Genomic DNA, 21208 nt, shown 5'->3' on the forward strand with positions numbered 1-21208 from the left:
GGACGGATCGGGGCCGCGACACTTCCGGCGTCCCCGGCGCGGCGGCATCGAAGAGAGATTGTCGGATGGTCATTGGTCATCCGATATGCCGCCCCGTGGATGTGGTGCCGTGCCCCGCTTCAGCATCATCGTGCCCGCCTACCAGGTGCAGGCGTATCTCCCCGCCTGCCTCACGTCCGTCCTCGCACAGGACTTCGCCGACGTCGAACTGCTCGTCGTGGACGACGCGTCGCCCGACGCGTGCGGCGAGATCATCGCCGAGTTCGCCGCCGCCGACGCCCGCGTCACCGGACTGCGCCACGCGCGCACCGAGGGCCCGGGACCGGCCAGGAACACGGCCCTGGAGCGCGCCACGGGCGACTACGTCCTCTTCCTCGACGGCGACGACACCCTCACGCCCGGCGCGCTGACCGCCGTCGCCGCCCACCTCGACGCCACGGGGCACCCGCAGCTCCTCGTCACGGACCACGCCGTCCTGTCCTTCGACGGCACCCTCACCCCCGGGCTCCCCGCCGACCTCCTCGCACGGCGCGGCCCCGACGTCGGCCCCCTCACCGCCCGCCCCTCCCTCCTGCGGCTGCCCCCCACGGCATGGGGCCGCGCGTACCGCCGCGACTTCCTGCTCCGGCGCGACCTGCGCTTCCCGCCCGGCCACCACCAGGACATCCCCTTCGCCTACCCGGCGCTGATCGCCGCCGAGAGCATCGCCGTCCTGGACCGCGTCTGCCTGCACCACCGCGCCCGCCGCCGGGGCGGCCGTACGCACGGCCCGGGCCCCGGCCACGCCGACCTCGTCGAGCAGTACGAACGCGCCTTCGCCCTGCTGCCGTCCCCCCGCTGGCGCGCGGCGCTCTACCGGCGCATGGCCGAACACCTCAGCGCCGTCCACCGCACCCCCGGCCTGCTGCCCGCCGACGTGCGCCCCGACTTCTTCCGCCGCAGCGCCGCCCTGTGCAGACGCCACCGCACGGCGGCCGGGGCCACGGCGCTGGGGGCCAGGCAGGGCGGGGCGCACGTCCTCTTCCGGCTCGGGGCGCGCCGCGCGTTCCGGCTCGCGTCCGCGCTCCAGCGCCTCGGCGGACGGCTGCGGGCCACCGCACGCGGCGCGGTCCGCGCGGTGCGCGCGCTGGCCCTGCGGGCGCACTACCGCTGCCAGCTCCGGCTGCCGCTCGACACGCACCTCGCCGTGTTCACCGCGGGACGCGGCGGCCGGTACGGCTGCCACCCGGCCGCCATCGAGGCGAAGCTGCGCGAACTGGCCACCGGCATCCGCACGGCCTGGGTCGCAGGCCCCGGCCAGACCCTGCCCCACGGCGTACGGCGCCTGACGCCCGGCACCGCCGCGTACTGGTCCGCGCTCGCCCGCGCCCGCTACCTCGTCAGCAACAGCGGCTTCCCCGACGTCCTCGCCGACCGCCCCGGGCAACTGCGCCTCCAGACGCACCAGGGCACCCCCCTCGCCCACCGCGGCCTGGACACCCCGGTGCGCGACGTGCCCCGGCTGCTGCGGCAGATCGACACCTGGGACTACTGCCTCTCCGCCAACCGCCACTCCACCCTCGCCTGGGAGGCCGCCTACCCGGCCGACTTCGTCACGCTGGAGTACGGCTCCCCCCGCGCCGACGTCTTCCACACCGCGAGCGTCGCCGACGTGCTGCGCGCCCGCGCCCGCCTCGGCGTACCCGACGGCGTGCTCGCCGTCCTCTACGCACCCGCGCCGCGCGCGTACGCCGCCAGGCGACGCTCCCCGCTGGACCTCGCGCTCCTCGCCCGCGCCCTGGGCCCGCGCTTCCGGCTGCTCGCCGCGACGGACGACGCGCTGGAGGAACAGTGCCTCGCGGCGGACGCGCTGGTCACGGACTACGCGCCCGTGCTGTTCGACTACGCGGCGCTCGACCGGCCCGTCGTCGTCCACGCCGACGACTGGGAGACGTACCGCACGGTGCACGGCGCCTACTTCGACCTGCCCGCCGCCGCCCCAGGGCCGGTCACCCGCACGGCCGCCGAACTGACCGCCGTCCTCACCGACCCCCGCCTGTGGACCGACCCGGGGCTCGCCGCACGGCGGGCCGCGTTCCGGCAGCGCTTCTGCCCCTACGACGACGGGCTCGCCGCCGAGCGCGTCGTGCGCACGTTCTTCCTCGACGGCCGGGACGTGCCGCCCGTCATCCCCGCCAAGGCCCGCCGCCCCGTCCCGGGCGCGGTCGCGGTGGCCGCCCCCCGGCGGCCGTCCGCGCAGGGCCGCATTCCGCGCGAGTTCCTGGAGGTATGACATGTCCTTCCTGATCACCGGCGGCGCCGGATACATCGGCGCCCACGTGGTGCGCGCGCTGGCCCTGGCGGGCGAACGGGTCGTGGCGTACGACGACCTGTCGGCGGGCGACGCCACGCGCCTGCCGGACGGCGTGCCGCTCGTGCAGGGCTCGATCCTCGACCGGGGCGTCCTCGACCGGACCATCGCCGACCACCGCGTGCACACGGTGATCCACCTGGCCGCGCGCAAGGACGCCGCCGAGTCCGTCCGCCAGCCGCTGCGCTACTACCGCGAGAACCTGCACGGCCTCCAGATCCTGCTGGAGGCGGCGCGCGGCGCCCGCGTCGGCCGCTTCGTGCTCTCCTCGTCCGCCGCCGTCTACGGCTCCCCGTACACCGACCTGGTGACGGAGGACACGCCCTGCCGCCCGCTCAGCCCGTACGGCGAGACGAAGCTCGCCGGGGAGTGGCTGGTGCGTGACGTCGGCCGCGCGCACGGCATGGCGACCGCGTGCCTGCGCTACTTCAACGTGGCGGGCGCCGCCCTCCCCGCGCTCGCCGACCGGGGCACCTCCACGCTCGTCCCGATGACGTTCGACCTCCTCGCCGCCGGGCTGCCGCCGCAGATCTTCGGCGACGACTACCCGACGCGGGACGGCACCTGCGTCCGCGACTGGGTGCACGTCGAGGACCTGGCCGACGCGCACGTCGCGACCGTCCGCACCCTCGCCGAGCAGGCCGGGCCCGAGCACCTGACACTCAACATCGGGCGCGGGCGTGGCGTCTCGGTGCGCGAGATGGTCGGCCACATCTCCGCGCTCACCTGCACCACGCACCTGCGCCCCACCACGGCCCCGCGCCGCCCCGGCGACCCGGCCCACGTCGTGGCCTCCCCCGACCTCGCCACCAAACAGCTCGGCTGGACGGCCCACCGCGACCTGGACAGCATGATCACCTCGTCCTGGGCGGGCTGGCTGCACCACACGGCGTGACCTTGCGGGGGGGCCGGGCCGTTCGGCCGGGTGAGAAAGCGGATGATCCGCTCCCGGAGGTGATCGGGCGCCCCCCGGCTCCCGGGCGGCCGACCGCCGACCGCCGCTCGCCGCAGGACGAGCAGCATGCGGTGATCTTCCGCAATGCCCCGCCCCGGACATCCCCGAGATCGTCAGGCGGACCGGACGGCGATGGTGCACAGGCGCTTGGTGGCCCGGGTCAGGGCCACGTACAAGTCCCTTTCCCCACCGGGGCGGGCCGTGACGATCTCCTCGGGGTTCATGACGACGACCCCGTCGAACTCCAGGCCGCGCGCCTCGGACGCGGGCACGACGCGTGCGTGGTGGGCGATGCCCTGGGCCGTCAGCTCGCTCACCCTGGTGTCCGCGCAGATCACTCCCAGAAGCTCGCCCGGGTGCGCGGTGCTCTGGGCTCGGAGCTCCTGGACGACGGCGGTGACCAACCCGTCCGGAGGCGTGGTCACGGTGCGGGGGCTCTCGCCGCTTCGCAGTGACCGCGTCGGCTTCTGGTCAGGAGCGATCCGCGCGAGCAGGTCCCGGACGCTCTCCAGGATCTCCTGCGTGGTGCGGTAGCTGACGGTCAGGCTGTGCAGCTTGAACCGCGGTCCGACGTGCGGGCTCAGCGCTTCCTTCCAGTCGCGGGCCGCCGCGACCGGGCCTGCCTGGGCGAAGTCACCCACCAGCGTCATCGCCCTTGCCGGGCAGCGGCGGACGATCATCCGCCACTGCATGGCGGTCAGTTCCTGCGCCTCGTCTACGACGACGTGCCCGTACGTCCGCTCCGGCGGGCCGTCGATCAGGCTCGCCGCCTCGTCCAGCAACGGCACATCGGCATCGGTCCACGGGGCGTCCGGGCCGCGCAGCAGGAGGGACCGCTCCTCCGCCGTCGATCGGGGCAGGCGCTCGGCGAGAGCGCCGGTGTCCGTCAGGAGCGCTCTCACGAGGTCACCGGGTACCAGCCGCGGCCACAGGACCTCGACCGCTCGGTCAACGCCGGCGTCGTCGAGGAGATCCGTCCGGATGGCGTCCAGGTCCAGTTCGTGCGCCGGACCCGGGTCGGCCGCGCCTTCGGCGCGGCGCTGGGCGGCTCCCGTGAACCGGTCGAGGTCCAGGCCCGTCATGCTGGCGGCATCGGCGTCGATCTGCTCCAGAAGGTCGCCCATGTCCCGTTGCATCGCGTCGGTGACGGCGTCGAGCAGGAGTTCCTTGAACACCTGGCGCGCGGGGTTGTGCCCCGGTACGGCCGCCACCGCGGCGTCGCGTGCCGTGGCGACCTCCTCGCCGGACAGGTGGACCAGGTCTCGTCCGACCCGCACGGTGAAGTCACCGGCGGGGGCCTGGTGCGCGCGCAGCAGGTCGGCCAAGGCCTCGGCGAGGTCGGAACTGCCCTTGAGACGCGCCGTGTCGAACGGGTCCACCGCGTCCGTGGACACTCCGGCCAGTTCCCGGCAGGTCGCCAGGACGACGTCGTTCTCACCGAGCGAGGGAAGGACCTGGGAGATGTAGTCGAGGAACCGGGTGTTCGGGCCCACCACGAGGACGCCTTCCTCCGCGGCGCGCGGGAACGCGTACAGGACATAGGCCGCCCGGTGCAGGGCGACCACCGTCTTGCCGGTGCCCGGCCCGCCCTGCACCACGGTCACCCCGCGGTGCGCGGAGCGGACGATCTCGTCCTGCTCGGCCTGCAGCGTCGCGACGGCCGCGTGCATCCTGCCCGTACGCCGTGCCGACAGGGCCTCGGTCAACGGGCCGTCCCCCACGACGTCCTCGTCGGTCGGGGCGGTCCCGTCCAGCAGTTCGTCGCTCACCGAGACGACCGTGCGCTCGTCGAGGCGCAGGTGCCGACGCCGCCGCAGGCCCATCGGGTGGACCGGTGTCGCCTCGTAGAAGGGCCGCGCCGCGTTCGCGCGCCAGTCCACGAGCAGGGGCAGGTCGTCCTCCTCCGTGTGCAGTCCGATCCGCCCGATGCGCAGGGCCGTGCCGTCCGTCCAGTCGATGCGCCCGAAGACCAGTCCCCTTTCGGCGCCCTCCAGCCGGCCGATCTCCTTGGCCAGACGCTCGGCGGCGATTTCTCTCTCGTATGCCTCACCGGCGCTTTCCGCCGGCGCCTTCAGCACACTCGCCCGGTGGACTCGCGCCTCGGAAAGCCGCTCGGCGAGCAACCCGTACAGGGAGGACACATAATCCCGCTCCGATGCAACCGCGCGCACAACGGGATCATTGGTTTTCGACAACAGGGGGCTCCTTCGATTCGAGCCACACCATACGGTCACATTCCCGCGAAGGTAAGTCTTGACTTACCTGCGGCATCATGGCCTCACGGCCGAATCCATGACGGCTGACGACCGGGTTCGCCGACAGCAGGGGTCGAATGCGACCGCCGCACCCATGTACCGGCGAGCTGCTGCCACCGTGAAATTCATGGCGCAGAGGAACGGGCCTCTTCCTCGGAAGTGTCCAGGCAGCAGCTCGGCAGCCAGCAGATGACACCTCGATCCCGGGCGAATTCCCGGAGTACGGATCGCTCGGTGACCTGCCCTTTCTCCAGTTCTCGCGCGCCACGTCCCTTTCTCTGCGGCACCACGAAAACACCCGCTCGCCCGATATCATTCATCCGGGTATGACGTGTGGCCCCATGGCCCTTTCCGGCTTGCCCAAGCGTCCCCCTTTGACGGCCCAGCTCGTCAGGCTGTTCCACAGCGCCGCGATCAATCCGCGCCGCGCGCGGCAAAGGTGTGGTTCACCGAGAAGAACGCCCGCGGAGAGACGACGCCCCCTCTCTCTCCGACTTCCGGCCGCGTGCGGGTGAGGACCATGAACGGCATTACCCGGGGCGGGACTAGCCGACGCCTCGGCGGCGGCGGCCGGTCACGCACGCGCCGTCCTCGCGCTCCGGTGGCGGGCCACCGCGTCGTTGTTCGCGCAGCGGACCGTGCAGTACGCGCGGCGGCCGTTGCGCGACGTGTCCACGTACGCGCGGTCGCAGCGCGCGCAGCGGCCGAGGCGGTGCGGCGCCGCGTGGCAGATGACGAACGCGAGGCCAGCCGCCGTCACGGCGCGGATGTGCGCCGCAGGGTCGGCGCCCGGGGCGCTGTAGTGGAGGTGCGGCGCGTGGCCGTCGTGCGTCGTGATGCGGGGGCTGCTGGACGCGTCGGCGAGCAGCGCGTTGACCGACGCCACGCGCTCCGCGAGGTCCTGGTCGCCGAAGCAGCGGCCGAGGCGGCGGCTCCACGTCCACAACTCGTCGGCCTGGCCCGGCGTCAGGTCGCGGCGCAGGATCTCGTGCGCGGCGAGGAGCGGTTCGAGCGCGGCGGGCTCCGGGGGCGCGGGCAGGTTGACGAGCGCGGCGGCGAGGGCGGCGGCCTGGCCGCCGTAATGGTTGAACTGCACAAGCCCATGACACCACGCTGGACGGCATGGCTCCAGCCCTTCTCGTCCTCGGCCAGATCGTCAGCATGCAGCTCGGCTCGGCCGTCGCGAAGGCGACGTACGACGACGCCGGTCCCGCCGCGCTCGCCGGGATGCGGCTGGTCTTCGCCGCCCTCGTCCTGTGCGCCCTGGTACGTCCCCGCCTGCGGCGCCTGACCGCCCGGCAGTGGCGCGCGGCGCTCGCGCTCGGCGTGGTGATCGGCGTCATGAACATGGCCTACTTCTCCGCGATCGGCCACCTGCCGCTCGGCGTCGCCGCCACCCTCGAACTCCTCGGCCCGCTCGCCCTCGCCGTCGCCCTGTCCCGCAGGCCGGCGCATCTCGCCGCCGCCCTGCTCGCCCTCGCGGGCGTCCTGCTGCTCACCGCCCCGGGCGGCGCGCTGCCCGCCGCCGGGCTGGCGCTCGGCGCGACGGCGGCGGTCTGCCGGGCGGGCTACGTGGTGCTGAACGGGCGCGTGGGGCGGCTGTTCGACGACTGGACGGGCCTGGCCGTGGCACTGGCCGTGGGCGCCGTCGTCGTCGCGCCGTTCGCCGCCGTGACGAGCGGCGCCGCCGTCGCCGCCCACCCGTCCGTGCTCCTGCCCGGCCTCGCCGTCGCGCTGCTGTCCTCGCTCATCCCCTACTCGCTCGACATGGCGGCGCTGCGCAGGATCGGCCCGCGCGTCTTCGGCGTGCTGCTGGCGCTGACCCCTGCGGTCGGCGCGGGCGTCGGATTCCTGTTCCTGGACGAGGAGTTGTCCGCGCGGCAGCTCTGCGCCGTGGGGCTCGTGGTGGTGGCGGGTGCCTGGTCCGTGGGGCAGACACGGCCCGTACGGCACGCCGCGCCCGTCGCGTCCTCACGCACCGGCACCGGCGGGCTGTGCCCCGTGTGCCTGCGGCCGGGCGGCGGCACGTGGACGCTGCGCTCCCGGCACACCACGTCGGCGGGCGAGACGGAGTACTGCGTCAGCCCTGGCGGCTGCCTCGTGGTGCTGCTCGACGGCCGGATCGTCAAGCACGTCCCGGTGTGACCGCCCAGGACGCACCGCTCACGGCGGGCCCGACCCGAGCAGCGTGAACGCCCCGTACGCCCCCGACGCCAGCGCCGCCCCCGCGAGCACCAGCGCCGCACGCGCCCGCCGCAGCCGCAGCACCGCCACCGCGGCCGGGAGCAGCAGGCCGAACGCGGGCATCATCAGCCGGGGCCGCGACCCGAAGTAGCCCGAGCCCACCAACGACGTCGCCACCATCACCACCGTGAACACCAGCAACGGCAGCGGCTGCCCCTGCCGTACGCCCAGCACGACCAGCCAGCCGACGAGGGCCAGCGCGGCGATCAGCCCGAGGCCGCCGACGACGTTCGACGTCAGGTTGTCCAGGACGAAACCGGCCAGCGCCAGCCCGCCGTCGAACCCGTTGCCCCACCCCGCCTGCACGTCGAAGTAGCCGAACGGTCCGCCCTCGCGCACCCCGACGTACAGCACGTAGCCGAACCAGCCGAGCGGCGCCAGCAGCGCGCCCAGCAGCGGACGCACCGGGAGCGGACGCCCCCCGCGCCGCGCCCCCAGCAGCGCGACAGCAGCCGACACCCACACCGCCGCGACCACCGCGGCGCCGGAGGGGCGCGTCAGCCCCGCGGCGACGGCCAGCGCGCCCGCCGTCACCCACCGGCCGGTCAGCAGCGCGTACAGGGCCCACGCCGCCAGCGCCGTGAACAGCGCCTCGGTGTACGCCATCGACTGCACGAACGCGGTCGGGTACGCGCCCCACAGCCCGGCGAGGACGACGCCGACCGCGCCGCGCCCCGAGACCAGCCGGGCGACGGCCCAGATCCCCCAGGCCGCGGCCAGCGAGGCGGCCCAGCCGATCAGGAGCCCCGCGTCGTTCACGGACAGCGGCGTGACGGCGGCCAGCGCGCGCTCCAGCGCGGGGAGGAGCGGGAAGAACGCCAGGTCGGAGTGGAGGTCGCCGTCCGGGAGCCGGATCTCGTAGCCGTAGCCGTTCTCGGCGACGCGCGCGTACCAGACGGAGTCCCAGCGGTCGCTCAGCAGCGTGTGCGGGCTCTTGTCCTCGACGGCCGCCCAGCAGGCCAGGATCAGCAGCCCGGTCAGGCGCACCGCCGCGTAGAGCAGCAGGGCGGGGGCGGCGGCCCGCAGCGTCGGGGACGTACGGGCGGCGGCCGGGGCGTGTATGTCCCGTATACCGGTCAGCAGGGCCATGGCGCCGCCGTCACCGGGTCCGCGACGTGACGGCCGACGGCGGCTCGGCGGGCGCGCGACGGCGGCCCGTCAGGTCGCCGAGCAGCAGCCGCCAGGGCAGCAGCGCGGCCTCGAACTGCACGCGGGCCGACATCTTCGACGCGCCCTGCCGCCGCTCCTCGAAGCGGATCGGGATCTCCACCGCCGCGTGCCCGGCGCGCACGGCGGCGTGCTTCAGCTCGACCTGGAAGCTGTAGCCGTTGCTGCGCGTCTGCTCAAGGCCGAGGGCGCGCACGACGTCGGCGCGCCACAGGACGAACCCGGCGGTCGCGTCCCGCAGCCCGGTGCGCAGGACGGCGCCCACGTACCGGTTGGCCCAGCGGGAGAGCAGCCTGCGGTGCGGCGCCCACTCCTCGGCCACCCGGCCGCCCGGGACGTAGCGGCTGCCGACGACGAGCCCCGCGCCGGTCGCCAGCGCCGTGCCGACGAGCTGCGGCACGTACTCCGTGCCGTGGCTGCCGTCCGCGTCCATCTGGAGGACGTACGCCGCGCCCTCGTCCACCGCGCGCGTCATGCCCGCGACGTACGCGCGCCCCAGGCCGTCCTTCGCCGTGCGGTGGAGGACGGACACGCGGCCCGGATGGCGGGCGGCGAGCCCGTCGGCCAGCTCGCCCGTGCCGTCGGGGCTCGCGTCGTCCACGACGAGCAGCCGCAGCCCCGGGAGCGGCAGGGCGAGCAGGCGCGCGGCCGTGACCGGCAGGCTGTCCGCCTCGTTGTAGGTGGGCATCACCACCGTCACGGCCGTTTCGGCACAGGCCGGGCCGACTCCCGCCATGGCAGCGCTCCCGTCACGGATGAGGCAGTGATCCGCCCGTCATCCTAGGTGCTGCCATGGCGGGACCAGGTCAGCGGTTGCTGCGCAGCATGGTGCGCATGGTCCGCATGGCCACCGACAGATTCGCCAGGTCGAAGCTCTCCGACTCCTGGATCTCGCCCAGGGTGGAGCGGGCCCGGCTGAGGATCGCCGCGTTCCGCTGTGCCCAGGCCGTGAACCGCTCGTCGGGCGCCGCCTGCGGGTCGCCCTCGGCGAGGACGTCCGCGGTGATCAGCTGGTGGGCCGCGTAGAGGTCCTCACGGATCGCCGTGCGGGCCATCGACTGCCACCGGTCGGCGCGCGGCAGGGCGCTGACGCCGTCCTGGAGCCGCGTGATGCCGAGCTGGTCGCTCAGGTGGTAGTACACCTGCGCGACGTCCATCAGCTCCCGGCCCGTACGGTCGGCGACGGCCACGATGTCCAGCGCCGGGAAGGCGGCGGACAGGCCCGCGACCTTGAGCGCCAGTTCCTCGGGGACGCCCGCGCCGATCAGCTCGTCGTGCAGCGCGTCGTGCGTCTCCAGGTCCTTGCCGCGCAGCAGCTTGGGCAGCTCCTGCCTGACCTGCGCGACGCGCTCGGCGAACAGCTGGATGGTGTCCGCGAGGGCGAGCGGCTGCGGCCGGTTGTTGAGCAGCCAGCGGGCGCCGCGCTCCACCAGCCGCCTGGCGTGCAGCCGGATGCGGGTGAGCACGGCGGCCGTGACCTCGTTGTCCAGCCCCTCGGCGGTGTCCCAGATGTCGGCCAGCCGGAAGATGGCCCGGGACGCGGTGTGGGCGCGGACGATCTCCTCCGTGGAGGCGCCCGACTCCTCCTGCATGCGGTGCAGGAAGGAGGCGCCGCCCGCGTTGACCGTGTCGTTGACCAGCATCGTGGTCACGATCTCGCGGCGCAGCGCGTGCGCCTCGATCTGCTCGGGGAACCGCTCGCGCAGCGCCGTCGGGAAGTACGCCTGGAGGAGGCGCCCCACGTACGGGTCGTCGGGCAGCTCGGTGCCCAGCAGCTCGGCGGTGACCGTCAGCTTGGCGTAGGCCAGCAGCACGGACAGCTCAGGCTGCGTCAGCCCCGCACCGGCCGCGCGGTGCTCGCGGAACTCGTCGTCCGAGGGCAGGAACTCCAGGTCACGGTCGAGCTTGCCCTCCTCGGACAGGCGCCTGACCAGCCGCTGGTGCGCGAGGACGAGCCCTGACGCGGTCGTCCCGCTGTTGGCGAGGGCCACGTTCTGCGCGTAGTTGTTGCGCAGGACGAGCGCGGCGACCTCGTCGGTCATCTCGGCCAGCAGGGCGTTGCGCTGCTTGAGGGTCAGGTCGCCGTTGGCCACGACCGCGTTGAGGAGGATCTTGATGTTCACCTCGTGGTCCGAGGTGTCCACACCGGCGCTGTTGTCGATCGCGTCGGTGTTGCACCGGCCACCGGCCGCGGCGTACTCGATGCGGCCCCGCTGCGTGAGGCCGAGGTTGCCGCCCTCGCCGATCACCTTGGCGCGGATGTCGCGGCCGTTGACGCGGATGGCGTCGTTGGCCTTGTCGCCGACGTCCGCGTGCGACTCGGCGGACGACTTCACGTACGTGCCGATGCCGCCGTTCCACAGCAGATCGACCGGCGCCCGCAGGATGGCCTGCATCAGCTCGGCCGGGGTCATGGCGCCCACCCCTGAGCCGAGGCCGAGGGCGGCCCTGACCTGCGGCGTCAGCGGGATCGACTTGGCCGTTCTCGGGTGGATGCCGCCGCCCTTGGACAGGAGCGACGTGTCGTAGTCGGCCCACGAGGAGCGCGGCAGCGCGAAGAGGCGGCGGCGCTCCGCGTAGGAGACGGCGGCGTCCGGGTCGGGGTCGAGGAAGATGTGCCGGTGGTCGAAGGCGGCGACCAGCCGGATGTGCTCGGACAGCAGCATCCCGTTGCCGAAGACGTCGCCCGACATGTCTCCGATACCGGCGACCGTGAAGTCCCGCGTCTGCGTGTCGTGGTCCAGCTCGCGGAAGTGCCGCTTGACCGACTCCCAGGCACCGCGGGCGGTGATGCCCATGCCCTTGTGGTCGTATCCGGCCGAGCCGCCGGAGGCGAACGCGTCGCCGAGCCAGAAGCCGTACGCCTGGGCGACCTCGTTGGCGATGTCGGAGAACGTCGCGGTGCCCTTGTCGGCGGCGACGACGAGGTACGTGTCGTCGCCGTCGTGCCGGACGACGTCGGCGGGCGGCACGACCTGGCCGTCCACCAGGTTGTCGGTGATGTCGAGCAGGCCCGAGATGAAGGTGCGGTAGCAGGCGATGCCCTCGGCCAGCCACGCGTCACGGTCGGCCGCCGGGTCGGGCAGCCGCTTGCCGACGAAGCCGCCCTTCGCGCCGACCGGCACGATGACCGTGTTCTTGACCTCCTGCGCCTTCACCAGGCCCAGGATCTCGGTGCGGAAGTCCTCCCGCCGGTCCGACCAGCGCAGGCCGCCGCGCGCGACCTTGCCGAAACGCAGGTGCACGCCCTCGACGCGCGGCGAGTAGACCCAGATCTCGTACGCGGGGCGCGGCTCCGGCAGGTCGGGGATGCCCTTGGGGTCGAGCTTCACCGACAGGTAGGTGTGCGGCGCGCGCGCGTCCCCGCCCCGGCCGCCCGTGCCCGCGCCGGCGTCCTGGAAGTAGTTGACGCGCAGGGTGGCCTTGATGACGTTGAGGAACGCCCGCAGGATGCGGTCCTCGTCCAGGTTGGAGACCTGTTCGAGCGCGCCGTCCAGCTCTTCGAGCAGCCCGTCCGTCAGCTCGCGCCCGGCGGTCTGGCGCTGCGGCGAGAGCCGCGCCTCGAACAGGTTGACGAGCAGCCGGGTCGTGTGGGAGTTGCGCCGCAGCGTCGCCTCCATGGCGCCCTGCGTGAAGCGCGCGCCCGCCTGCCACAGGTACTTGGCGTACGAGCGCAGCACCATCGCCTCGCGCCACGTCAGCCCGGCGGAGAGGACCAGCGCGTTGAAGCCGTCGTTCTCGGCGGCGTTGGTCCACGCGGCGGCGAACGCCTCCTGGAACCGCTCGCGCGCGTCCCCGACCAGGCCGTCGGCCAGGGGCTGCGGGAAGCGCAGCCCGAAGTCGTAGATCCAGGCGGTGGTGCCGTCGCCGAGCCGCAGCTCGTACGGCCGCTCGTCCACGACCTCGGCGCCCAGCGCCTGGAGCACCGGCAGGACCGCGGAGAGGGAGAACGGCGCGCCGGTCCGGTAGATCTTGAAGCGGCGCTCGCCCGGGGCGGCGCCCACCTGCTCGTAGAGGCTGACGGCGAAGTCCTCCTCGCCGCCGGGGCGCAGGCCCGTCACGTACTGGAGGTCGGCGACGGCCGCGCGGGGCGAGAAGTCGGCCTTGTAGCCCTCGGGGAAGGCGTGCGCGAAGCGGCGGCCCAGCTCGGCCGCGCGCTCCTCGCCGCACTCCGCGAGCAGCGCCTCGGTGAAGGCGTCGGCCCAGGAGCGGGACGCCTCGGCGAGCCGCGCCTCGATGCGGTCCGTGTCGGCGTCGCTGAGCACCGGCAGCTCGGTGCCCGGCTCGACGCGCAGGACGAAGTGCAGCCGGGACAGGACCGACTCGGTGTTCCACACGGAGAAGTCCACGGTGGTGCCCGACAGTTCCTCGGTGAGGATGTCGGTCAGCCGCAGGCGGACGGAGGTGGTGTACCGGTCGCGCGGCAGGTAGACGAGCGCGGAGTAGTAGCGCCCGTACTCGTCGCGGCGCAGGAAGAGCCGCAGCCTGCGGCGCTCGCGCAGGTGCAGCACGGCGGTGGCGATGCTGCGCAGCGTCTCCACCGGGGTCTGGAACAGCTCGTCGCGCGGGTAGGTCTCCAGGATCTGGAGCAGGTCGCGCCCGCTGTGGCTGTCGGCGCCGAACCCGGCGGCGGTCAGCACCTCGGCCACGTGCTGCCTGACGACGGGGATGCGCCGGACCGACTCGGTGTACGCGGCGGCCGAGAAGAGGCCGAGGAAGCGGCGCTCGCCGACGACGCGGCCCTCGGCGTCGAACTTCTTGACGCCGACGTAGTCCAGGTACGACCTGCGGTGCACGGTCGCGCGGCTGTTGGCCTTGGTGAGGATCAGGAGCCGGGGCTCGCGTGCCTTGGCGCGGGCCGACGGCGAGAGGCGGCTGAACGCGGCGGACCCGGCCGGGTGCGCCGAGTCGGAGTCGAGCGCCGGGTCGGAGCGCAGGATGCCGAGGCCGGTGCCCGGCACGGCGCGCAGCTGGTCGTCCTCCGCGCCGTCCGTGCCGTCGGCGTCCCCGCGCTCGAGGTCGTACTCCCGGTAGCCGAGGAACGTGAAGTGGTCGGCGGCCAGCCAGCGCAGCAGCTCACGCGCCTCCTCGACCTCGGGCGCGGCCAGCTCGGCGGGCAGCGGCTCGTCGGTCAGGCCGTCGGCGAGGCGCAGCGCCGTGCCGCGCATCTTCTGCCAGTCCTCGACGGCCTCGCGGACGTCGCTGAGGACGCGGCGCAGCCCGGCCTCGATGCGCTCCAGGTCCTCGCGGTCGGTCTCGCGGTCGATCTCGACGTGGATCCAGGACTCGACGACGCTGTCGTCGGGGCGCTCGCCCGCGGAGTCGTCCAGCAGTTCGAGGAGCGTGCCGGTGATGTCACGGCGGACGACCATCTGCGGGTGGATGACGAGGTGGATGCCGGAGCCGAGGCGGGACAGCTCACTGGTGACGGAGTCCACCAGGAACGGCATGTCGTCGGTGATGACCTCGACGACCGTGTGGCTGCACGCCCAGCCCATCTCCTCGACGGTCGGCGTGTGGACACGGACGTTCGCGGTGCCCTGCGGACGCTCGGCCGCGAGCCGGTGGTGGGAGACGGCCGCCCCGTAGAGATCGACCGGGTCCCGGTCGGCCACGTCCTCCGAGGCGATGAAGAGGTAGTAACGCCGGAGGTAGGAACGGAGCGTGTCCGGGGCGAGACCGTGGCCGGGCGGTCCCCCGACCGCGCCGTGCTCGGCTACCCGTGCGGCTTGTGCCAGTAGTTCGGCTTTGGCTTCGTCCAGCTTGTTGTGCATGTCCCCTGGCTCCTGTCGCGCGCCATTGCGTGACGTCGAGTAACGGTCACCGGGCAGCGCTCGATCTCGTGGATGGGATGCTCCCGGCTGAGCGGACCAGTGGAACGGCCACCTCGGGCGAACGCCGGGTGCCGGGCCGGGGCGACGCTGCCCCGCTCCGGCGCAGCAGCCGATATCTCGCTGATCACATGAGCCAAGATATCTCCCCCGTCTCGGCGGGGCCGAAGGAGTTGAGGAGAATCAGAGGGTCTGTTCGAGCGGCCGTCCGACCAGTTCCTCGGCCACCTCAAGCGCCTCCGCGAGCGTGTCCACGACAGGCACCCCGGCGGTGAGCAGGCTGCGCCTGCTGTGCGAACCCCCGGTGTACAGAACGGCCTTGGCACCCGCGTGGGCTGCGGCGACGGCGTCGTCCGTGGCGTCGCCGACCACCACGGCGTCCTGTGCGAGCACCCCGTCGAGCGCCGCGAGGTGGCGCGCCATCTGCTCCGCCTTGCCCGGAGCGGGCTGCCCGGTGGCGTTTCCGTCCACGCGCAGGAAATAGTGATCTATGCCATACCGGCCGAGCAGCGGCACGAGATGGTCGTGCGCCGCGAGCGAGCAGACGGACTGCGTGCGGCCCGCCGCGTTCCAACCGGCCAGCAGTTCGGCGGCGCCGTCGGCGAGGACCGCACCGGCGGCGAGGGCGAGGTACCGGCGCTGGAAGACACGCTCCGTCACCTCCCACTCCTCGGCGGTGGGCGCCCGGCCGAGGAGGCGCTCGTAGAAGACGGGCAGTGGCAGGGTGTAGGCGTCGCGATAGCCGTCCAGCGTGAGCGGGGCCAGGCCCAGCTCGCCGAACGCCGCGTTGGTCGCGGCGAGGACGATGTCCGTGTCGTGCAGGAGGGTGCCGTTCCAGTCCCAGACGATGTGGGGACGGCGGTCGGTACGGATCGGTGCAGCCATGGACCTGAGATTACGTGCCACCACTGACAGCGGCCATGGGCGACCGTCACACGATCCGGTCGATCTCCTGCACCCCGTACCAGAGGAGTTCGTGGTCGGCGGCGCCGTCCACGGCCGACCGCGCGTCCTCGTCACCGGCGTCGGCCGCCTCCACGGCGTCGGCGGCGCGCGCGACGTCCGCCGCCGCGTCCTCGTCGTCGCTGTGCACGGCGGCCAGCAGCCGCAGGGGGACGGGCGCGCCCAGCCGGACGAGTCCCGGCTCGGCGGCGTCCGCGGGACGGCCGGGAGCCGGCTCCACCGCGCCGTCGTCCACGTCGGCGGCGACGACCACACGCCGCCGCGGCACGTCCGGCTCCGCCGCGAGCAGGCGCAGCGACGCTTGCGCGGCGCGGCCGAGGGCGGCGTACTCCAGCTCCTCCTCGTCGCCCGTGGCGTACCACTCCCGCAGGGCGGGGGTCACGGCGTAGGCGGCCAGGGGGGCGGGCCCGGCCTCACCGGTGTCCAGGACGCGGGCCAGCCCGGTGGTCGTGAGGGGGACATAGACACGCACGGGGAACCGGTCACCTTTCCACGTCCGCTGCCGCGTGGGGCAGTTCGGCCGTCACGCCCGGCGGGCGGCGGCTCACTGTATCAGCGGACCCGAGCCTTGCCCGGGAGTGAGGACGTGATTACAATCCGCCACAGTTACCGACTGGTAGCTTATGCGCAGCGGCGCATCGTCACGCGGGGGTTGGTCGCATCATGAGGACAGACAGCCGGGGGCCGGGGCGCACCAGGCCGCCGCACCGGGCGGATTCCCGGCGCCCGCACCGGCCCCTGCCCGCCGCCGCGCACCGGCCGCAGGACTGGTTCGCCCATCAGCTGCTGCTGGTGCTCAGCGGTCTGCGCCCGGTGCACACCCTCCTCGGCCACACGCGCCCGGCCGCGTACGACGAGCTGGTGCGGCTGGCGCCCCACGCCCCGCTGCGTCCGCCGCCCGGCGAGCGCGCGGCGCCCGTGCTGCGCGGCGTGGGCGTCTGCCGCCCGAAGGCCGAGGTCATGGAGGCGTTCGCGCGGATCACCTCGGGCGACAGGACGCGCGCCCTCGCGTTCCGGCTTGAGCACACACCGACCGGCCGGTGGCTGTGCTCGGCCGTCGAGCTGGACACCGTCACCTGACGCCGCCCGACGGCGCGACGGCAGGTGTCAGGACCGCCCCGCGGATCGGGGAAGGACCGGACACCGGCCGTCAGGGCCGTGCGGGCGAAGCGCTACTTCTTGCGGCGACGGCCGCCCTTCTGGGCCTTGCGGCGCTCCGCACGGGTCGTGCCGTCACCGGTCGAGGTCTCGGCGGCCTGGTCGGCGGCGAAGTCGCCCTCCACGACGCCACCGGCGCCGTCCACGGTCGGGGCGGAGAACCGCAGCCGGTCGGCGCGCTTGGGCGCCTCCAGGCCCTTGGCGCGGATCGCGGGCGCGCCGCCACCGGACGCCCCGGCGGCCACGGGCCGCTGCCCGGCCTCGGCGGCGGCCTGCTCCTTGTCGGCCGCGCCGCCCTGCACCGGGACCTGCTCGACCTGCCGCTCGACCTGCACCTCCAGGTTGAACAGGTAGCCGACCGACTCCTCCTTGATCCCGTCCATCATGGCCGTGAACATGTCGAAGCCCTCGCGCTGGAACTCCACCACCGGGTCGCGCTGCGCCATCGCGCGCAGGCCGATGCCCTCCTGGAGGTAGTCCATCTCGTACAGGTGCTCACGCCACTTGCGGTCGAGCACCGAGAGGACGACGCGCCGCTCCAGCTCGCGCATGACCTCGGAGCCCAGCTCCTCCTCCCGCGCGGCGTACCGCTTCTGGACGTCCTCCTTGACGGAGTCGCTGATGAACTCGGGCGTCAGCCCGTCCCGGCCTCCGGCCTCCTCCTCCAGCTCCTCCACCGTCATCTCGATGGGGTAGAGCTGCTTGAAGGCGCCCCACAGGCGGTCCATGTCCCATTCCTCGGCGAAGCCCTCCACGGTCTCGGCCTGCACGTAGGCGTCGATCGTGTCACCGGCGAAGAAGATGATCTGCTCGCGCAGGTCCTCACCGGCGAGGACGCGGTGACGCTCGCCGTAGATGACCTCGCGCTGCCGGTTCAGGACCTCGTCGTACTTGAGGACGTTCTTGCGGATCTCGAAGTTCTGCTGCTCGACCTGCCCCTGCGCGGACGCGATGGCGCGGGTGACCATCTTGTTCTCGATCGGCACCTCGTCCGGCACGTTGGCGATGGACATGACGCGCTCGACCATCTGGGCCTTGAACAGCCGCATCAGGTCGTCGCCCAGCGACAGGTAGAACCGGGACTCGCCCGGGTCGCCCTGGCGGCCGGAACGGCCGCGCAGCTGGTTGTCGATGCGGCGGGACTCGTGCCGCTCCGTGCCCAGGACGTAGAGCCCGCCGAGGTCCTTGACCTCCTCGAACTCCTCCTTGACGGACTTCTCTGCACGCTCCAGCGCGCCGGGCAGCGCCTCGGCCCACTGCTCTGGGTGCTCGACCGGGTCGAGGCCCTTGGCGCGCAGCTCGTCCTCGGCGATGTCGTCGGGGTTGCCGCCGAGCTTGATGTCGGTGCCACGACCGGCCATGTTGGTGGCCACCGTGACGGCGCCCCTGCGGCCCGCCATCGCGACGATCGCGGCCTCACGCTCGTGGTTCTTCGCGTTCAGCACCTCGTGGCGGACGCCGCGCTTGTTCAGCTGCTGGGAGAGGTACTCGGACTTCTCCACCGACGTGGTGCCGACCAGCACCGGCTGGCCCTTCTCGTGCTTCTCGGCGATGTCCTCGACCACGGCGGCGAACTTCGCGACCTCGGTGCGGTAGATCAGGTCCGACTGGTCCTTGCGGGCCATCGGGCGGTTCGTCGGGATCGGCACGACGCCCAGCTTGTAGATCTGGTGGAACTCGGCGGCCTCGGTCATGGCCGTACCGGTCATGCCCGAGAGCTTGTCGTAGAGGCGGAAGTAGTTCTGAAGGGTGATCTTGGCGAGGGTCTGGTTCTCGTCCTTGATCTTCACCCCTTCCTTCGCCTCGATCGCCTGGTGCATGCCCTCGTTGTAGCGGCGACCGGCCAGGATGCGGCCGGTGTGCTCGTCCACGATCACGACCTCGCCGTCGAGGACGACGTAGTCCTTGTCGTTCTTGTACAGCTCCTTCGCCTTGATGGCGTTGTTCAGGTAGCCGACGAGCGGGGTGTTGACGGACTCGTAGAGGTTGTCGATGCCGAGCCAGTCCTCGACCTTGGTGACGCCCGCGTCGTGGATCGCGACGGTGCGCTTCTTCTCGTCCACGTCGTAGTCGCCGGTCTCCACGACCTGGCGGGACGGCACGGCCGCCTCGCCCTTCTCCAGGCGCTGCACGAGCTTCGCGAAGTCGCCGTACCACTTGGTGGCCTGGTCGGCGGGGCCCGAGATGATGAGCGGGGTCCTGGCCTCGTCGATCAGGATCGAGTCCACCTCGTCCACGACCGCGTAGTTGTGCTCGCGCTGGACCAGCTCCTCCTTCGACCACGCCATGTTGTCGCGCAGGTAGTCGAAGCCGAACTCGTTGTTCGTCCCGTACGTCAGGTCGCAGGCGTACTGTTCGCGGCGCTTCGCGGGCGTCATCCCGGCGGTGATGCAGCCGACCGTCAGGCCCAGGTAGCGGTGCACACGGCCCATCCACTCGGAGTCGCGCTGGGCCAGGTAGTCGTTGGTGGTGACCAGGTGCACGCCCTTGCCCGACAGCGCGTTCAGGTAGGCGGGCAGCGTGCCGACCAGGGTCTTGCCCTCGCCGGTCTTCATCTCGGCGACGTAGCCGAGGTGCAGGGCCGCGCCCCCCATGAGCTGCACGTCGTAAGGACGCTGTCCCAGGACCCGCTTCGCCGCCTCGCGGACGGTCGCGAACGCCTCGGGCAGGAGGTCGTCCAGCGTCTCGCCGTCGAGGTACCGCTGCTTGTACTCGTCGGTGAGCGCGCGCAGCTCGGCGTCGGTCAGGTCAAGGAAGTCCTCTTCAATGGAGTTCACCTGGTTGGCGATGCGTTGCAGTCTGCGCAGGATCTTGCCTTCGCCTGCACGCATGATCTTGTTGAAGACGGACACGGGAGCTGGTCTCCTTGCCGGTCGGGCCTGGCGCCTGGATGGATGCGCGGACACAGCGAGTGGCCCCGCCGCACCGGCCATGGTATGCGAGCGCCGGGAGGAGTGTCAGTGGTCGGCTCTACGATCCCTGGCATGACCGGCGCACGTTCACACCCGTCCCCGTCCTCCCCCGCGTCCCCCGGGGGCACTCCGCCAGGACCGCGCGCGGTGGCACTCTCCGCCGGTGACGCCCGGCGGATCGCCCTGCGGGCGCAGGGTCTCCTGGGGGCGGTGGACCGCAAGGCGGGGGTGACGGGGGTGCTGCGGCGCCTCGGGGCCGTGCAGCTCGACACGATCTCCGTCCTCGCCAGGTCGCACGAGCTGCTGCCCTACGCCCGGCTCGGCGCCGTGGGACGCCCGGCGGTCGAGGAGGCGTACTGGAACGGTGACCTCGCGTTCGAGTACTGGTCGCACGCCGCCTGTGTCCTCCCCATGGAGGAGTGGCCGCTCTTCGCCTTCCGCAGGCGCGCCGCCCGCGCCCGCACGTCCTGGTACCGCCAGGTGACGGACGCGGTGTACGCCAAGGTGCTCGACCAGTTGCGGGCCGAGGGGCCGCTGACGGCCACGGACCTCGGCGGCGCCAAGAACGGCGGGCCGTGGTGGGACTGGAGCGAGGCCAAGTCGGCCGTCGAACGGGCCCTGATGGTGGGCGACGTGGTCTGCACCCGCCGCCGCGGCTGGAAGCGCGTCTACGACCTGCCGGAACGGGCGATCCCCGGCGATCTCCTGCACGACGACCTGACCGACGCCGAGTGCCTGCGCCGCTTGGTCGCGCGGGCGGGCGCCGCGATGGGCGTGGCCACCCAGGCGGATCTCGCCGACTACCACCGCCTCACCCTGGCCCAGGTCGAGTCGGTGATCGCGGAGACCGGCCTCGTGGCCGCCGAGGTGGCGGACTGGGCCCCGGCGGGGCGCGTCACCACCGCGCACCGCGTCTGGGCCGACCCGGCGGCGCTGTCGGGCCCGCCGCGCGGGCGGCACCGCACGACGCTGCTCTCGCCCTTCGACTCCCTGGTCTGGGACCGGCCGCGCACCGAGCGGATCTTCGGCTTCACCCACCGGCTGGAGGCGTACGTGCCCGCCCCCAAGCGCGTCTACGGCTACTTCTCGATGCCGCTGCTGGCCGGGGGGCAGCTGCTCGGCCGGGTGGACCCGGCGCGCGAGCGCGGCACCCTCGTCGCGCGGCACGCGGCGTTCGAGGGCGGCGTGGCCCAGGCCGTCAGGTCGGCCCCCGCGATGGCGGAGGCGCTGGCGGAGGCGGCGCGCTGGGTGGGGTGCGGCGAGGTCCGCGTGGAGCGGACGACTCCGGCCGAGGCCCATGGGGCGCTGGTCGCCGAGGTCGCCCGCACACCGGTCTGACCGGCGCCCGTCCGAACGGGGCCGGTCCGAGCGGC

13 protein-coding genes are annotated in these 21208 nt (G+C 73.2%); 5 read left to right on the forward strand and 8 right to left on the reverse strand.

All coding sequences use genetic code 11. From position 1 onward, the window contains the following. Positions 1-109 precede the first annotated feature (109 nt). Positions 110-2272 (forward strand): bifunctional glycosyltransferase/CDP-glycerol:glycerophosphate glycerophosphotransferase, encoded by a 2163-nt coding sequence (locus IF27_RS31470; RefSeq protein WP_263053832.1) that lies wholly within the window; start codon positions 110-112, stop codon positions 2270-2272. A gap of 1 nt (position 2273) precedes the next feature. After that, positions 2274-3245 (forward strand): UDP-glucose 4-epimerase GalE, encoded by a 972-nt coding sequence (gene galE / locus IF27_RS06580; protein ID WP_052848387.1) that lies wholly within the window; start codon positions 2274-2276, stop codon positions 3243-3245. Positions 3246-3418: 173 nt separating this feature from the next. On the opposite strand, the gene IF27_RS06585 is transcribed toward galE, so the two are convergent. Both IF27_RS06585 and IF27_RS06590 read right to left on the reverse strand, forming a co-directional pair. After that, positions 3419-5446 (reverse strand): HelD family protein, encoded by a 2028-nt coding sequence (locus tag IF27_RS06585; protein ID WP_052848388.1) that lies wholly within the window; start codon positions 5444-5446, stop codon positions 3419-3421. A 688-nt stretch (positions 5447-6134) separates the two neighbouring features. Beyond that, the gene (locus tag IF27_RS06590; RefSeq protein ID WP_052848389.1) at positions 6135-6656 is read right to left on the reverse strand and encodes a CGNR zinc finger domain-containing protein; all 522 of its coding nucleotides are present in this window, start codon (positions 6654-6656) and stop codon (positions 6135-6137) included. 26 nt (positions 6657-6682) lie between these two features. Between IF27_RS06590 and IF27_RS06595 the strand changes: the two genes are divergently transcribed. Next, positions 6683-7705: an EamA family transporter gene (locus tag IF27_RS06595; RefSeq protein WP_052848390.1), complete on the forward strand. Its 1023-nt coding sequence runs from the start codon at positions 6683-6685 to the stop codon at positions 7703-7705. Positions 7706-7723: 18 nt separating this feature from the next. Here the strand turns inward: IF27_RS06595 and IF27_RS06600 are convergent, their stop codons facing one another. From IF27_RS06600 to IF27_RS06620, 5 genes are all read right to left on the reverse strand, one after another. Continuing rightward, on the reverse strand, positions 7724-8893 hold the full coding sequence (locus IF27_RS06600; RefSeq protein ID WP_052848391.1) for a hypothetical protein: 1170 nt from the start codon (positions 8891-8893) through the stop codon (positions 7724-7726). Positions 8894-8903: 10 nt separating this feature from the next. Then, positions 8904-9707, reverse strand: a complete 804-nt coding sequence (locus IF27_RS06605; RefSeq protein WP_052848392.1) for a polyprenol monophosphomannose synthase — start codon at positions 9705-9707, stop codon at positions 8904-8906. A gap of 70 nt (positions 9708-9777) precedes the next feature. Further along, entirely contained in the window at positions 9778-14745 is a 4968-nt protein-coding gene (locus tag IF27_RS06610) for an NAD-glutamate dehydrogenase (RefSeq protein ID WP_052848393.1), read from the reverse strand. A 240-nt stretch (positions 14746-14985) separates the two neighbouring features. Further along, the gene (locus IF27_RS06615) at positions 14986-15687 is read right to left on the reverse strand and encodes an HAD family hydrolase (RefSeq protein ID WP_052848394.1); all 702 of its coding nucleotides are present in this window, start codon (positions 15685-15687) and stop codon (positions 14986-14988) included. A 46-nt stretch (positions 15688-15733) separates the two neighbouring features. Beyond that, positions 15734-16237 (reverse strand): DUF6912 family protein, encoded by a 504-nt coding sequence (locus tag IF27_RS06620; RefSeq protein WP_052848395.1) that lies wholly within the window; start codon positions 16235-16237, stop codon positions 15734-15736. A gap of 191 nt (positions 16238-16428) precedes the next feature. On the opposite strand from IF27_RS06620, the gene IF27_RS06625 reads away from it, so the two are divergent. Then, positions 16429-16845 carry an Rv3235 family protein gene (locus IF27_RS06625; RefSeq protein WP_052848396.1) on the forward strand — a complete coding sequence of 139 codons (417 nt, stop codon included), beginning with the start codon at positions 16429-16431 and terminating at the stop codon, positions 16843-16845. 92 nt (positions 16846-16937) lie between these two features. Here IF27_RS06625 and secA read toward each other — a convergent pair whose 3' ends face one another. Further along, positions 16938-19775, reverse strand: coding sequence for a preprotein translocase subunit SecA (secA, locus tag IF27_RS06630; protein ID WP_052848397.1), 2838 nt, complete (start codon positions 19773-19775; stop codon positions 16938-16940). A gap of 132 nt (positions 19776-19907) precedes the next feature. On the opposite strand from secA, the gene IF27_RS06635 reads away from it, so the two are divergent. Next, a complete protein-coding gene (locus IF27_RS06635) occupies positions 19908-21173 on the forward strand; it encodes a winged helix-turn-helix domain-containing protein (protein WP_110945598.1) in 1266 nt (421 codons plus the stop codon). Positions 21174-21208 lie beyond the last annotated feature (35 nt).

This window comes from Streptomyces avicenniae (assembly GCF_000719135.1).
GTDB classification, from domain to species: domain Bacteria; phylum Actinomycetota; class Actinomycetes; order Streptomycetales; family Streptomycetaceae; genus Streptomyces; species Streptomyces avicenniae.

Coding starts and splice junctions, on each gene's coding strand:
- galE (WP_052848387.1), top strand. CDS start 2,274: ATGTCCTTCCTGATCACCGGCGGCGCCGGATACATCGGCGCCCACGTG.
- IF27_RS06595 (WP_052848390.1), top strand. CDS start 6,683: ATGGCTCCAGCCCTTCTCGTCCTCGGCCAGATCGTCAGCATGCAGCTC.
- IF27_RS06600 (WP_052848391.1), bottom strand. CDS start 8,893: ATGGCCCTGCTGACCGGTATACGGGACATACACGCCCCGGCCGCCGCC.
- IF27_RS06605 (WP_052848392.1), bottom strand. CDS start 9,707: ATGGCGGGAGTCGGCCCGGCCTGTGCCGAAACGGCCGTGACGGTGGTG.
- IF27_RS06610 (WP_052848393.1), bottom strand. CDS start 14,745: ATGCACAACAAGCTGGACGAAGCCAAAGCCGAACTACTGGCACAAGCC.
- IF27_RS06615 (WP_052848394.1), bottom strand. CDS start 15,687: ATGGCTGCACCGATCCGTACCGACCGCCGTCCCCACATCGTCTGGGAC.
- IF27_RS06625 (WP_052848396.1), top strand. CDS start 16,429: ATGAGGACAGACAGCCGGGGGCCGGGGCGCACCAGGCCGCCGCACCGG.
- IF27_RS06635 (WP_110945598.1), top strand. CDS start 19,908: ATGACCGGCGCACGTTCACACCCGTCCCCGTCCTCCCCCGCGTCCCCC.